This window comes from Clostridium algoriphilum (assembly GCF_020443705.1).
GTDB classification, from domain to species: domain Bacteria; phylum Bacillota; class Clostridia; order Clostridiales; family Clostridiaceae; genus Clostridium_AD; species Clostridium_AD algoriphilum.
The window spans coordinates 15286-31206 of sequence record NZ_JAIZZK010000029.1; the positions used below are offsets into that span (position 1 = coordinate 15286).

General features: G+C 32.8%; 13 protein-coding genes and 1 riboswitch. All 13 genes read left to right on the forward strand.

Translation table 11 applies throughout. The features are described 5' to 3' along the window. Positions 1-284 precede the first annotated feature (284 nt). The 13 genes from LGK95_RS22700 (at position 285) to LGK95_RS17375 (ending at position 15905) form a co-directional block, all read left to right on the forward strand. A complete protein-coding gene (locus LGK95_RS22700; protein ID WP_226126166.1) occupies positions 285-1631 on the forward strand; it encodes a sensor histidine kinase in 1347 nt (448 codons plus the stop codon). After that, entirely contained in the window at positions 1624-2295 is a 672-nt protein-coding gene (locus LGK95_RS17320) for a response regulator transcription factor (protein ID WP_226126167.1), read from the forward strand. The genes LGK95_RS22700 and LGK95_RS17320 overlap by 8 nt, the downstream gene beginning before the upstream one ends. Further along, positions 2285-3619, forward strand: coding sequence for an extracellular solute-binding protein (locus LGK95_RS17325; RefSeq protein ID WP_226126168.1), 1335 nt, complete (start codon positions 2285-2287; stop codon positions 3617-3619). The genes LGK95_RS17320 and LGK95_RS17325 overlap by 11 nt, the downstream gene beginning before the upstream one ends. 21 nt (positions 3620-3640) lie before the next feature. Further along, positions 3641-4585 (forward strand): sugar ABC transporter substrate-binding protein, encoded by a 945-nt coding sequence (locus tag LGK95_RS17330; RefSeq protein ID WP_226126169.1) that lies wholly within the window; start codon positions 3641-3643, stop codon positions 4583-4585. A gap of 254 nt (positions 4586-4839) precedes the next feature. Then, positions 4840-7374, forward strand: a complete 2535-nt coding sequence (locus LGK95_RS22705; RefSeq protein ID WP_226126170.1) for a GH32 C-terminal domain-containing protein — start codon at positions 4840-4842, stop codon at positions 7372-7374. A gap of 413 nt (positions 7375-7787) precedes the next feature. Continuing rightward, positions 7788-9239 carry a glycoside hydrolase family 68 protein gene (locus LGK95_RS17340; RefSeq protein WP_226126171.1) on the forward strand — a complete coding sequence of 484 codons (1452 nt, stop codon included), beginning with the start codon at positions 7788-7790 and terminating at the stop codon, positions 9237-9239. A gap of 189 nt (positions 9240-9428) precedes the next feature. Beyond that, positions 9429-10898, forward strand: a complete 1470-nt coding sequence (locus tag LGK95_RS17345) for a glycoside hydrolase family 32 protein (protein WP_226126172.1) — start codon at positions 9429-9431, stop codon at positions 10896-10898. 350 nt (positions 10899-11248) lie between these two features. Then, the gene (locus tag LGK95_RS17350; RefSeq protein ID WP_226126189.1) at positions 11249-11668 is read left to right on the forward strand and encodes a PTS sugar transporter subunit IIA; all 420 of its coding nucleotides are present in this window, start codon (positions 11249-11251) and stop codon (positions 11666-11668) included. 1 nt (position 11669) lies between these two features. Then, a complete protein-coding gene (locus tag LGK95_RS17355) occupies positions 11670-12152 on the forward strand; it encodes a mannose/fructose/sorbose PTS transporter subunit IIB (RefSeq protein WP_226126173.1) in 483 nt (160 codons plus the stop codon). A gap of 33 nt (positions 12153-12185) precedes the next feature. Continuing rightward, positions 12186-12950, forward strand: coding sequence for a PTS mannose/fructose/sorbose transporter subunit IIC (locus LGK95_RS17360; RefSeq protein ID WP_226126174.1), 765 nt, complete (start codon positions 12186-12188; stop codon positions 12948-12950). 20 nt (positions 12951-12970) lie between these two features. Continuing rightward, complete coding sequence (gene manZ / locus LGK95_RS17365; RefSeq protein ID WP_226126175.1) at positions 12971-13861, forward strand: PTS mannose transporter subunit IID; 891 nt, start codon at positions 12971-12973, stop codon at positions 13859-13861. Between the two features lie 191 nt (positions 13862-14052). Continuing rightward, a riboswitch (cyclic di-AMP (ydaO/yuaA leader) is annotated at positions 14053-14183 on the forward strand. A gap of 171 nt (positions 14184-14354) precedes the next feature. Continuing rightward, positions 14355-15194, forward strand: coding sequence for a transporter substrate-binding domain-containing protein (locus LGK95_RS17370; protein WP_226126176.1), 840 nt, complete (start codon positions 14355-14357; stop codon positions 15192-15194). Positions 15195-15248: 54 nt separating this feature from the next. Further along, positions 15249-15905, forward strand: coding sequence for an amino acid ABC transporter permease (locus LGK95_RS17375; protein ID WP_226126177.1), 657 nt, complete (start codon positions 15249-15251; stop codon positions 15903-15905). Positions 15906-15921 lie beyond the last annotated feature (16 nt).

Sequence of the window (15921 nt, forward strand, 5' to 3'; positions counted from 1 at the left end):
GGTTTAGACGAGGTGATACAAAAAAATAGAATATATCTTGAACCTTTTTTATTATGGTTAAATATTTAAATGGCACCTAATAAGTTTTATTAGGTGTTTTTTTGTATTAGAAAGAAAATTGTGAATTATCGCTTATATACATTTATTATTTGTGGAAATAACTTATATAAGGTGTTACAATAAAAGTGTAATATTGTAAATCAAGGCAGAAAACTGAAACACGACAAAAAATCAGCAAATAAGTGTTAACGAAAACGATTAACAATTTTTATGGGGGTAAAATAGTGGAGAAACTAGATGAAAAAAGATGGCAAAATACATCCATAACTAGGATTACGTTATTTATTATAAATTTTTTAGTGATTGTATTTATGTCTATAGTTAGCTCTAACACAATAGGACTTATCTGCGAGAATAGTATGGCAAGGGAATTTATTGAAAAAATTAAATCGGTTCCCACAATAGCATGGAAAATGCCTGTATTTTCTATGCTACTTTTATTTATGCTTAGCTTAGGTGTAGTAGTTAGAGAAAAGTTTTTTATGAAAAATCAACTTGCGCTTTATATTTTTTGCATTTTTGATATTTTATTATGTATTGGTATAATGGGTTATCTTAATATGGACTACAAAGGAATATTACTCATAGCAATAGCAAATATAGTTACTTATATTGATGGAAAAAAAAGAAAAAGTGTATTCATTTTAGTAATAATTGTTATTTATATAACATTAGACTATAATATTTTGTCCATTAAAGTTAATATGTTTAATATAAATGATTATGTCCAATACTATACGTCCATGCAAAGGCTTTATTTCTTTAGTATTAAGAATATACTTAATTCCACAAATGAAATTATTTTTATATTGTTTATGATTCAAGTTATACAAAGTGAAAAGGATGAAAATGAGAAAATTTCTGAGCTATACAGTGAACTATACAAATCCTCAGAAGAATTAGAAGTTATAAATATTCAATTACAAGACTATGCTAGAAAATCTCAGGAAGCAGCTAAAATTAAAGAGAGAAATAGATTAGCAAGGGAAATTCATGATACTATCGGTCATACACTTACGGGTATAGCCATTGGTTTAGAAGCATGTATAGAATTATCAGAAATTAATATAAGTAAGATGAAAATTCAAATGACAAAAATATCAGCGCTTGCAAGATCGGGGCTATTAGATGTGCGAAGGTCTATGAGTGAACTAAGACCAGATGCACTTGAAAGATTTTCACTAATTGCAGCAATTTCTAAGTTATCTGAAGATATAAATGAGTGTACAAATACTAAAGTTATAATTCAAATTAAAGGACAAGCTCATAAAATGGCTGCTGATGAAGAAGAAATAGTTTATAGAATAGTGCAAGAGGGAATAACCAATGCAGTAAGGCATGGTGCTGCAAGTGAGATTATAGTAGCTTTAGAATTTGCAGAAAACAAGTTGAAAATTAAAATAAAGGATGATGGAATAGGCTCAGACGAAATTAAAAAAGGTTTTGGATTAAGGCATATTGAGGAGAGAGTAGATATGTTAGGTGGAAAAGTGAATTTTGGGGGGATTCCATCAGGTGGATTTGTTATTTCTGCTTACTTGCCTATAAGGAGGGAAATTAAAAATGATTAAAATATTAATAGCAGAAGATCAAGAAATTATTAGTCAAAGTTTAGAAATAATTCTTGGAAATAAGCCTGATTTAAAAGTAGTTGGTGTTGCAGAAGATGGTAAGAAAGCTGTTAGATTAGCTCAAAAACTAATTCCAGATATTATTTTAATGGACATACGTATGCCTGAAATAGATGGAGTAAAATGTATAAAAATTATAAAAGAGATCTTACCACAAATAAAAATTATAGTGCTTACAACTTTTGATGATAATGAATATGTGTTTAATGCTCTAAAAAATGGAGCAAGTGGGTACCTATTAAAGGGTCTATCTTCTGTAGAATTAGTTGGGGCTATTAGAACGGTATTTAATGGAGGAGCTCTTATAAATCCGAATATCGCGGTGAAAGTAGTTGAATTTTTCCATGAAACTGAGACTGAAAACTTTAAAATAAATGTAGATGAGTTAGAATTTAATAATTTAAGTAAAAATGAGTTGAGAATAATTAAGTTAATAGGTAGGGGAATGTCAAATAAAGAAATAGCTTCAGATGTTAATTTTAGTGAGGGTACTGTGAGAAATTATATAAGTAATATTTTAAGTAAACTAGGATTAAGGGATAGAACTCAGATAGCCATCTTTGCAATTCAATCTAAATTGGAGCTGAAAAGAGTTGAAAATTAGAATATTGAAAGATAATCCGAGAAGGATTACTATGATTATAGTTCTTATTATCTTAATCATAACTTTTAGCTCCTATGTTTATTATAAATATAAAAATAAAACAGTTGTATTGGAGTTTGGTACCTTTGTTGGAAGTATGTATGATGTTCCTGATTGGCAATCTTATAAAGCCTTAGATGAAGCAATATATAAGTTTGAAGGAGAAAATCCTCGTATTAAGGTTAAGTATAAAAGTGGAATATTAAAGAGCGATTACTCAGAGCAGTTATCTCAAAATATATTAAAAGGCAATGAACCTGATTTATTTTGCGTTTTGCCTGGTGATTTTAATACTTTTGCCTCCATTGGAGAATTAAAAAATCTTAGTAATTTAATTAAAGATGATAAAACATTAGATTTATCTAAGCAATATAGTACGGCCATAAAATCAGGAAAATATCAAGGTTCTCAATTTGCAATTGCAAAAGAAGTAGATCCAGAATTAATGTTTGTAAATAAAACCTTATTAAAAAAGCAGGGAATAGAATTACCTAGCGTAGATTGGACATGGAATGATTTTTATGAAATATGCAAGAAAGTAACTCTGGATACAGATAAAGATGGTGTGATAGATCAATTTGGAACCGTAGGATTTAACTGGCAACAAGCTGTATATACTAACGGTCAGAAGCTTTTTGATACAAATGGTAATAAAGCAACCTTTGATAACGAAGGAGTATCTGAAGCTATAAAATTTATCATATTACTTAATAAATTAAATAAAAATTATATAGTTAATCTTAAAGATTTTGATGATGGTAAGGTTGCATTTAGACCTTTCCCATTTTCTACATATAGAGCGTATAAGGTATACCCATATAAAGTAATGAAATATGGACAATTTGAATGGGAGTGTATAAAGTTACCTAAAGGCCCAGAGGGGAAAAATGCTGGACAACTTAACAGTTTACTATTGGGAATTAGTTCAAGAACAAAACATGAAAAAGAGGCATGGAAATTCTTAAAGTTTTTAACAAATGATAAAGATATTCAAATGGATATTTTAAAATATTCTCATGGAATGCCTGTTGTAAAGGAAGTACTGGAATCAAGGGAAACTGATAAAGAACTCTCTAAGTATAATATAGAAGGAAAAATATTTATTAATAAGAAGGCTTTAAGCCAAGTAGTAGAACAATCTATTGTAACACCAAGTTTTCATAAATATGAGGAAGGTATGGATATTGCCGATAAGGACATATTTCAATTAATTAATAGTGGGGCAGATGTCCAAGAGGCATTAACCAAATTAAACTATAAATTAAATGAATTTCTTAAACCATAGCTAAATATTAGGAGGAAGCAAATGCCTAAAAAAACTATTGTAACAATTTTAATAATTTTAATGGTTTTATTCACAGGTGTACTCAGTGTATATTTGAGCTTTATGAAGGATTCTCCATTTGGTGAAAAAAGATTAAAGTTTGGTGCAACCTATATGAATATGAATAATCCGTATTTTGTTAAATTAAATGATGGTATAAAAAAGACTGTTGAAAATCAGAATGGAAAACTCATTGCACTGGATGCCCAACTTGAAGTATCAAAACAAATATCTCAAGTTGATGATCTAATAGCTCAAAAAGTGGATGTTATATTTTTAAATACTGTAGATTGGAAAGGAATAAAGCCAGCACTTATAGCTGCAAAAAAAGCTAAAATACCTGTTATAGTTATTGATTCTCCCGTTTTTGATGATGGCCTAGTTGATTGCACGGTGGTTTCAGAAAATTATAATGCAGGAGTTTTATGTGCAAAAGATTTAGTAGCAAAGTTAAAGGGCAAAGGAAATGTTGTTATTATCGAACATCCAACTGCTAAATCAGCTATTCAAAGAATTCAAGGTTTTGAGGATACTATAAAAAAATATGGTGAGATTAAGGTTGTTGAACGAAAATCGTCAAATGGTCAACTTGAATTAGCTATGGAAGTTATGGATAGTGTAATTCAAACTAATAAACACATAGATGCTGTTATGTGTCTTAATGATCCAACAGCGCTCGGGGTTATTGCAGCTTTAGAGAATAATAAAAAAAATAATAGTGTGTATATTTACGGAGTAGATGGAGCTGATGATGCTTTAGCAATGATTGAAAACGAAAAACTTACAGCAACGGCAGCACAGTCACCAGATATAATTGGAAAGACTGCTGCAGAAACTGCTTTAAAAAAGTTGAAAGGAATAAAAATTGAAAAGTATATAAACGTTCCTGTAAAATTGGTTAATAAGTCAAATTTGGTGTACCCATAAAGCTATGGGTACACTATTTTTTATGTTAAAAGGTTTTAGATTTGTAATAATAGTTGGATTTAAAACAATATATCTGTTTGAATTGGGTGACAATTGCGATAAGTCAGATGACAAAATTTAGGTTAAAAGATTACTGTGATATTAGTTATTACCTACAGATATTTATCAAAAAAGGTAATATGTAAGCTCTGAGAAAATTATATTAGTATTAGGTATACTCTTATTAAAACTATATATAATAAGGAGGAAAAAGTGTGAAAGCTAAAAGTATATTAAAGGTTTTATTAACGTTAGCGTCATTCTTAATTTTAACCGGTATTATAATAATTCCGGCTTTAGCAGCGGCTACCTACGATGAAAACTACAGGTCACAGTTTCATTTCACTTCTCCTGAAAACTGGATTAACGACCCTAACGGCATGGTTTACTATTCGGGAGAATACCACCTATTCTATCAGTACCACCCTTATGACACTGTATGGGGACCTATGCATTGGGGGCATGCAGTAAGTACTGACATGGTAAAGTGGACAAATCTTCCTATCGGATTATACCCTGATGAATTGGGAGATATATTCTCAGGTAGTGCTGTAGTTGATACAAACAATACCTCAGGCTTTCAAACTGGAACTGAGAAGGTAATGATTTCCATATTTACACATAACGGTCCTTCTGGACAGCATCAGAGTATTGCATACAGCAATGATAAAGGAAGGACTTGGACTAAATATGATGGAAACCCTGTAATAACTAACCCTGGTATAGCTGATTTCCGTGATCCAAAGGTTTCATGGAACTCACAAATCAACAAGTGGGTTATGGTGATTGCTGCACATGACAGAGTAAAATTCTATACTTCACCTAATTTAAAGAACTGGACTTTTGCCAGCGACTTTGGAGCCGCTGCGGGAAACCACGGTGGTGTTTGGGAATGTCCTGATATATTTCCACTTCAGCTTGACGGTGGAGCCACTACTAAATGGGTTCTTACTGTAAACGAAAATCCTGGTGCGCCAGCAGGTGGCTCAGGCACCCAGTACTTTGTGGGTGATTTCAACGGAATCACATTTACAAACTCAAACCCTGATGCAACAGCATTATGGCTTGACTTTGGCAAGGATAACTATGCAGGCGTAAGCTGGTCCAATACTCCAGACGGAAGGCGCAACTTTATCGGGTGGATGAGCAACTGGAACTATGCACAGGATACACCTACAACACCTTGGAGAAGCGCGTTTACAGCACCACGTACACTGTCGCTTAAGACTTTTCCAAACGGCCAATTTGTAGTTCAGGATTTTGTAAATGAAATTGCTACCTATCGTGGAACAGCTACGACATTTACAAACCAGACAATTACACCCGGAAGCAATATTTTGTCGGGAATTTCCAGCAAACAATTTGAAGTTGTAGCGGAATTTCAGGATTCTACTGCCACTGCATTCGAGTATGGATTTAAGGTACGTAAGGGAGGAACGAACTTCACAACCATAGGCTATAATAGATCTGTGCCTGAAATCTTTGTGGACCGGAGATCCTCAGGAAATGTCGGCTTCAATCCTGATTTCCCAAGTTCAAACGCACAGAGCATGGGAGCTCAGAATGGTAAGGTAAAGATGAGATTTTTAGTAGACTGGTCATCAGTTGAAGTGTTGGGGAATGACGGTGTCGCTTCTATAACTGATCAGATTTTCCCGAATTCTACTGATATGGGTATGGAACTTTATTCTATAGGTGGGAATGTAACATTAAACTCATTAACGTTCTATCCAATTAATTCAAATGCAAAGTCAAACATTCCAGCGGATAAATTTACTACAAACTGCGGAACCTTTAGTGGAAAAAGCGGAATCTGGGCAGCTAACACTGAGGGTATGGTTGGCAACAGCAATGGTAATGGAAATGGATTTGCAATCTCAACGGCAGCTTCACAATCAAACTTTACGTATTCGGGTGATATAAGAGTAGGATCAGGTGGAGCAGGCTCATTGGTATTCAGGGCTAACTCAACTGCTACTACAGGATATGTAGCGAATATTGATTCAAATAATGGCCTGGTAAAGCTTTGGAAAATAGGCGGAGGCGTACTCGGCCAATATCAGACAACAATTAAAAAACATCTTCTTTATAATTTGAAGGTTATAGCTAACGGTAACAATATAAAGGTATACTATAATGGTGGCTCAGTGCCTGTTATAGATGTAAATGATTCAAGCTATGTAAGCGGTTACTTTGGCCTCAATGCCTGGAACGGAAAATCAGTATTCCAGAATGTTAACTATTCAAATAGCACTAAGCTTCCAGCAGCTGGATTTAGCACTAACCTGCCTGGTTCATGGACAGCTACAAATGGAACATGGACATTAACAAATGCTGGACAACAAGGAACCTTTGCAGGCGGAGACGCATTTTATATGTCTTCAAGCCGGACTACAACGGACTTCAATTTAGAAGGTGACCTTAAGGTAACTGGTGGCGGAGCAGCAGGCCTTATGTTCAGGGCAAGTTCAAACGGTTCAACCGGTTATGTTGCCAACGTTGATGCAACAAACCAGTGCGTTAAGCTGTGGAAAACAGGAGTTGGACAAATCGGTATTTACAATACAGCAATCAGGCAGAATACCGTATACCATCTAAAGGTTGTTGGTAGCGGAAGTAACATCCAGGTGTTTTTCAATAACGGAGCATCCCCTGTCATAAATATCAATGATGGAACATACACCAGAGGATATTGTGGATTCAATGTATGGAATGGTACATCTGTATTCCAGCATGTTTATAAAAATTAGCAATAAGTACTTTTAAATAGTCGGATAAAAGTAATAGTTAACAATTCAGGTACTGCAAAGCAGTACCTGAATTGTTATTTGAAAGTTAATTCCTCTGCTAAAGGAATAAGACAAAATTCAAGTTTCTCAATCTCCATTTATCTTTTTACTATCACATATGAATTACACTATCTGTACAATTCGACAAAAAAATTGCAATTATTAGTTAGGTGTGGTATCATTCCCACATAGGAGTAATTTAGAATAAATAAGTAATTATAAACATTATTAATATGTGTCCTTAATTGGACTCACTACAATGAATATTATTTATTGTACAAGCTAACAGTCAAAATCCATGTTAAAGAGAAGTTTCTAATAAAAAAAATGAGAAAACATTTGTTATCAAATGTTTCAAAAAGAGGAGAATATGCATGAATATAAAAAATGTTATCAAACAATCAACAGTATTCACTTTAACTGCAGCATTACTTTTAGGAGGACCTGGATCTCTAGCTTTTGCCAAGAACGTTAGTGCAGATTACAAAGAAACTTATGATACTTCCCATATGACTCGTTCTGACATGCTGAAAATACCTGAACAACAAAAAAGTGAACAATTTAAGGTTCCACAATTTGATTTCTCAACAATAAAAAATATCGAATCAGCAAAAGGTAAAGACAAAGATGGCAATACGATTGATTTAGATGTTTGGGATAGCTGGCCACTTCAGAATGCTGATGGAACAGTTGCAAATTATAAGGGCTACAATATTAATTTTGCACTAGCAGGAGACCCTAAAAATCCAAGCGATACGTTTGTTCACATTTTCTATCAAAAAATCGGAGACACATCCATTGATAGTTGGAAAAGTGCAGGTAGAGCATTTAAGGATACCGATAAAGAAGTTCCAAATGATGCTTTTCTAAAAGATCAAAAAGAAGAATGGTCAGGTTCTGCAACTTTAACATCTGATGGAGAAGTTCGTTTATTTTATACAGATAGACAGTCACCTAATGCACCTACTTATGGTAAACAAATTTTAACAACAGCTCAAGTAAATTTATCTCAGCCAACTGCGGATACCTTGAAAGTTGATGGCGTAGAAGATCAAAAATCTATCTTTGACGGAGCAGACGGTGAAATGTATCAAAATGTTTTACAAAGTGTGGGAGTGGATAAGGACAATCATACATTTAGAGATCCCCACTATGTTGAAGAAAATGGTCATAAATACCTTGTTTTTGAAGCTAATACTGGAACAAAAGATGGGTACCAAGGAGAGAAATCTCTATATAATCAAGCTTACTATGGTTCAAGTAATGCCTTTTTCCAAACTGAAAAAAGTAAATTGTTGCAAAGCCCTAAAAAAGATTATGCCTCTGTAGCCAATGGTGCACTAGGTATAATTGAAATAAATGATGATTATACTCTAAAAAAAGTAATGAAACCATTGATTACATCTAATACAATAACAGATGAAATTGAACGAGCTAATGTATTTAAAATGAATGGTAAATGGTATTTGTTCACAGATTCTAGAGGATCTAAAATGACTATTGATGGAGTAGGCGATAAAGATGTATACATGTTAGGATTTGTAGCCGATTCATTAACAGGACCATACAAACCATTAAATAAAACCGGTCTTGTATTAAGCATGGATCAAGACCCTATGGATCCAACGTTCACATACTCTCACTTTGCTGTACCACAAGCAAAAGGTAATAATGTGGTCATTACAAGTTATATGACGAACAGAGGTTTCTTTGCAGACAAAAAATCTACCTTTGCTCCAAGCTTTTTAATGAACATCAAAGGAGAAAAAACATCGGTTGTACCAAATAGCATCCTTCCACAAGGACAACTGACAACTAATAAATAATGAACTGAGAAAATAAGTCAGTGATTAAAAAGTAAAAACACAATTAGGAATAAAATAATTGTCAGTTTTGATACAAATCCAGTATAATTTTAAACTATACTGGATTTTTTTATTTCACAATAAAGTTTAAAGAATATGCTCATAGCAAGGAATTAAATAAAGTGCTTTTTAAAAGGAGAGATAAGCAGGATGACAAAAAAAACAGTTCCTATGCTTTTTATCATATTGATAGGATTAATGTTATCAGGATGTGGAAGCGTTAATCAAGATGGATTATCTATATTCCCAAAATCAAAACAAAGCTGGGTAGGAGATCCTATGCCTTTTTTTGATGGTAAGAACTTTCAAGTGTTTTATTTGGAAGACCTCAGAAATGGTGATGCGGGATATCATCCATGGAGCTTATTTACAACCAATAATTTTTACAGTTATAAAAACGTAAATAATGTTATCCCATATTCTCAAAATACATCGGATCAAGATATTGCATTAGGTACCGGTTCTGTAATAAAAGATAAGGACGGGTTATATCATGCTTTCTATACAGGACATAATCCAACGAAAGTACCGAAAGAAGCAATTATGAGTGCTACAAGCAAGGACCTTAAAAATTGGACTAAGATACCAGCAGACACATTTTTTCCTTCAGAGCAGTATTCTGCTGATGATTTTAGAGATCCGTATGTTATTTATAATGAGGATTATAAACAATATTGGATGCTTATAACAACTAGACAAAACAATAAGGGTGTAATAGCATTATATCAATCACCGGATCTGAAAAAATGGACAGATGAAGGTGTTTTATTTACAAATGATATGGGTAATGATTCAAATATGGAATGCCCTACCTTGATTAAATACGGAGAGTATTGGTATTTAACTTTCTCCGATCAGTTAGAAAAACGTGTTGTTCATTACAGAATAGCAAAGGATTCAAGGGGACCATTTAATAAGCCAGAACTGGATTATTTTGACGGTAACGGTTTTTATGCAGGAAGACTTGAAAAGGATTCTAAGAATCTGTATTTGTTTGGGTGGACACCAACAAAAGTGGATTATGATGACTCAAAGAATTATGACTGGGCAGGGAACTTAGTAGTACACCAGATTAAGCAGAAAGAAAACGGTGAACTTTATCCTTCTCCTATTGAGAAAATCGTAAAAAAATTCAATCACTCTGTTAAGCTTGATGCACTTACTCAAACTCAAACAATAAAAGCTTCCAAGCGGGATTATTCTTTTTCGGGAAAGGGTTATGAGGTAGTAACTTTCCCAGAAATTGAAGGAATAAATAAAATTACAGGAAAAATAAAGATCAAATCTAAAACCAGCAGATTTGGGTTTATGTTTGATGTGGGAAAAGATAGCATTTCTCCTCTAAATATTGTTATTAACAATGAAACAAAGCAACTCGAATTCTATAACGTACCAACTGATAAAATTTTAAGTTCAGATCCTCAATCAGTAATGCCACTGGAATTTAAAGAAAATGATACTTTGGATTTTACATTGCTGACAGATGATTCAGTTTCTGTTCTATACATAAACAATAAAGCTGCGTTAAGTTCACGGATGTTTACTATGAAAAATCATATATGGGGAATATTTTCAATAGATAGTAATGTTGTATTTAAAGATTTGAAGCTAAGTAAATAAGAATGTAGTCTATATTTAGCTAAGTCTAATTAGGTAGTGGGACAATCGATTGCAATAATTTTAATTGTTTTATTTAAGGGTAATCAGTGTATATTTAAGTTAACGTATGTGTAGAATTAATAAATTGAAAATGGTGTACCCATAAGCTTTGGGTACACCATTTTCTATGTTATAGGGATTTAATGACAATTGTAATAATTTAAGTGACAAATGTAATGGTTTATATGACAAAATATAGGTGAAGACAATATTAAATTAGTCTATACTATATTTAAGACATAAATCAATCAGGCCTAATTGATAACGTTACCATAAAATGAATTATGTTATATTTTAAGGGGGATTAAATGATGATAGCTATTATACTTGGAACTCACGGCAAATTTTCGCAGGAATTATTAAAGTCTTCAGAAATGATATTTGGAAAACAAGAAAATATTGAATGTGTAACTTTTGAAACAGGAGAAAGCGCAGATGATCTTGTTAAAAAGTACGAAAAGGTAATCAGTAAACTTGATGTTGATGAAGGATTACTCTTTATGGTTGATTTGTTTGGTGGGAGTCCATTTAATGCAGCTAGTAGGATAGCAATAAATAATAAAAACATTGATATCGTTACTGGAGCTAATTTACCAATGTTACTCGAAGTTTTTGCTTCGAGAGATTCTAGTAGTTTAGACGAAGTTACATTAACTGCTATAGATTCTGGAAAAAATTCTATTAAATCATTTAAAGCAAATTTTAATGAAAATGTTGAGGAGGAATTATAAAATGGAAATAAGTTTTGTAAGAATTGATGATAGGTTAATACATGGACAAGTAGCTACTGTTTGGTCAAAAGAGTCAAAATGCAACAAAATATTTGTGTGTAGTGATGAGGTAGCTAATGATAAGTTAAGAAAAAGCTTATTACTTCAGGTTTCACCTCCTGGCATTAAAGCATATGTTATGCCTATTGATAAGGCAATTGGGGCATATAAAAATCCTAAATATAATGATTTTAAAACTTTATTTTTGACTACGAATCCTACTGATATTTTAAGATTGATTGAAGGCGGAGTAGATATAAAATCAGTAAACGTTGGTGGAATGTGCTTTAAAGAAGGAAAAACACAAATATCTGGAGCAGTATCTGTAGGCACTGAGGATATAGAAGCCTTTAAAAAATTACATGAGTTAGGAATTGAATTAGAGATAAGACAAGTTGCCCGTGATCCAAAGGTTGATTTAATGAGTAAAATTTCAATATTATAAAATCACGAAATATAATAAAACGGGGGGATATTAATGAGTACATTACAAATAATTTTAGTATTTATAATTGCAGCTATAGCTGGGATGGGGAGTGTTCTGGATTCAGCACAAACTCATAGACCATTAATAGCATGTACACTTATCGGATTAGTTTTAGGAGATTTGAAAACAGGAATTATATTAGGTGGTACCTTAGAACTTATAGCACTTGGATGGATGAATGTTGGAGCAGCTATGGCTCCAGATGCTGCACTTGCTAGTGTTATAGCAGCAATTTTAGTAATAGTTGGAAAACAATCTATAGGAGCTGGAATAGCTCTAGCAATTCCTATAGCAGTTGCAGGTCAAGTTCTTACTATTTTTGTTAGAACAATAACAGTGTTTTTTCAACATCTTGCAGACAGATATGCTAAAGAAGCCAATTTTAGGGGAATAGAGATGTGTCATATCATAGCTTTAACGTTACAAGCATTACGAGTTGCCATTCCAGCTGTATTAGTAGCAGCAGTTGCGGGCACGGGTACAGTTAATGCAATGCTTGCGGCAATACCAGAAGTTGTTACAAAAGGGTTACAGGTATCAGGAGGATTTATCGTTGTTGTTGGTTATGCAATGGTAATAAATATGATGGAAGCAAAGTATTTAATGATATTCTTCTTTGCAGGATTCTTAATAGCAGTATTTACAAATTTTACTCTTGTTGGATTAGGAATGCTCGGATTAATTTGTGGCATAGCATACATTCAATTGAATCCTAAATATAGCAAAACTTCTGAAGTTGTAGATGAATTAGATTAAATATAAAAGGGGGATATAAAATGAGTGATGTTAAATTAAAACAAGAAAATATAAAACATAAAGATATTGAAGATAAGGATATAGAACATAAGGATGTAAAGTTAACTAAAGGTGATCTTAAAAATATGTTTATCCGTTCTAATTTCCTTCTAGGGTCTTTTAACTTTGAGAGAATGCAGTCAATAGGGTTTTGTGTTACATTAATTCCTGCTATAAAAAGACTATACTCAAAAAAAGAAGATCAAGCGGCAGCTTTAAAAAGACATTTAGAGTTTTTCAACACACAACCTTTTATTGCGGCGCCTATTATGGGAATAACAGCAGCTATGGAGGAACAAAAAGCAAATGGTGCTCCAATAGATGATGCATCTATAAGCAGTGTAAAAGTAGGACTCATGGGGCCACTCGCAGGAGTTGGGGATCCAATATTTTGGGGAACAGCAAGACCTGTTATAGCAGCAATAGGTGCCGGAATAGCACTTACTGGGAGTATAGTAGGACCGTTAATATTCTTCGTATTATTTAATGCACTTAGGTTAGCTACACTTTGGCTTGGGTTAAACTATGGATATAAAAAAGGTACTGAAATAGTTACTGATGTTTCTGGTAATAAATTAGCTAAGCTAACTGAATGTGCTTCTATATTGGGATTATTTGTAATGGGATCACTAGTAGCTAAATGGACAAGTATTAATGTACCGCTAGTAATTTCAAGAATTACTGGTGCAGATGGGAAAGTTGTAATTAATACAGTACAAAGTCAATTAGATTCGTTGTTACCTGCAGCATTACCATTATTATTAACTTTTTTATGCATGAAGTTATTAAAGAAAAAGGTAAGCGCAGTAGCTATAATATTTGGACTATTTGCATTGGGAATATTCGGATATTGGGCAGGAATATTAGCATAACAAATTCGTTTACACATTAGAGCGTAAATATTATAAAGATATAAAAAAATAAAGACCAACATCGAAATTTGAATTTCTTTGTTGGTCTTTGACATTTAATTGGTTTATTTGACATGAAGCAACTTATAGATTATAATCAAGTTGTTACATCAAAAAATGTAACATGGGAAAGTAACATAAAAAACATAAAAATATAGCATACGCTAAATCATAAAGAACGGGGAAACCAATCTTTCAGGGGTGAATCCTAATTAAGTTTAGGTAGGGTAATTCTTTTAATCCGAATCCGTCAGCTAACCTCGTAAGCGTTGAAAGAGAAGTAATTTATATGCATTATTTTTACTATACTTATTTTGGTAAAAACCGTGGAGCTTCTCTACAGTTTTTTTTATAGAATAAAATTTATTAATATGGTTAAATTAAATTAGGTTATTAAAAAAAATTAGTAATAATTTAAGTTTGTGGTTAAAAAAAATATAAAGTGAGGTTAATAATGAAAAATTCATTTAAAACTCTTTGTATCATATTGACAGTAGTTGTAACTGGGGGACTAATTACCGCTTGTGCCAGCAAAGGTATAAAAATTGGTGTAGTTACTGGAACTACATATGGAGAAAAAGCAAAAGAATACAGTAAAATAACAGAAGTTAAGTCATATAAGGATGATAATTTAAATCTACAGGAATTAGCAAACAAAAGGATTGACGGTGTAATAACAGACAAGCTAGTTGCTCTCTATGGAATTAAACAAGCAAATTATAAAGATTTAAAACTTGCTGGAGCTTTGATTTATACGGAAACAATTGCAGTTGCTGTAAGGAAAGAGGATAATAGTCTGCGCCAAGCGATTAACACAACCATAGGGACAATAATAGAAGATGGTACATATGCGAAAATCAGCAAAAAGTATTTTGGTAAAGATATTCTTGAAGGAGTAAAATATGAAAAAACAATTGCAAAAGCAAAGGATGTGCCCGCAGAGGATAGTAGTTTGGCACGAGTAAAGAAGGCAGGAAAAATTACTTTTGCTTTAAGTGGAGGTTATCCACCATTTAATTTTATTTCGTCTGATGACAAATTAACAGGTTTCGATGTTGAAATAGGAAAAGAAGTAGCTAAAAGATTAGGTGTTAAGTATGTAGCAGTAACTACTGATTGGAGTGGAATTCTGGAAGGCTTAAGAAGCGGTCGTTATGATGCTATTTTTGGTAGTATGGCGGTAACTCCTGAAAGACTTAAAGTAGTAAATTTCACTGATCCATATTGTTACTCAGGTGCTCAGTTAGTTGTACCAAAAGACTCAAAGATAAAAAGTATAAATGATTTAAAGTAGAAAATTGGTATAACATATTCTGTTAGAATGGTTTATACTCTAGGGGGAATTTATTTGAATTATGATTTTAGTATAATTTTTGAGAAGTTTCCTATATTTATTCCAGCTGCTATTGAAACACTTGAAATTTCAGCAGCTGCTATATTAGTAGGCGTAATATTTGGATTAATTATTGCATTTGGTAGACTATCAAAAATTAAAATAATATATTATATTTCAACGCTGTATGTAACTATAATTCGTGGAACTCCAATCATTTTACAGCTTTTTATTGTATATTTTGGTCTGGCAAATATCGTAAGGCTTGACCCATTCCCATCAGCGGTAATTGCATTTGGAGCTCATAATGCTGCATATATAGCGGAAATATTTCGTGGTTCAATTCTATCTATTGACAAGGGACAGATGGAAGCAGCACGCTCAATAGGAATGTCTAATTTTCTAGCTATGAGGAGAATTGTACTTCCACAGGCTTTCAAACGAGCAGTTCCAAACCTTGGTAATCAATTTATAATTGCCATAAAGGATTCATCTTTGGCAAGTACTATTGCTGTTGGTGAGCTTTTACTAAAAGCTCAACAGTTAGGTTCTTCTAATTTTCGTTTTATGGAGTACTTAGTGCTTGCTGGAATTTATTATCTAATAATAACAGGAGTTTTAAGTATTTTTGTAAATAAACTTGAAAAAAGGCTTGCGGTCAGTGAAAGGTAGGTGTGGTTACAGTGGT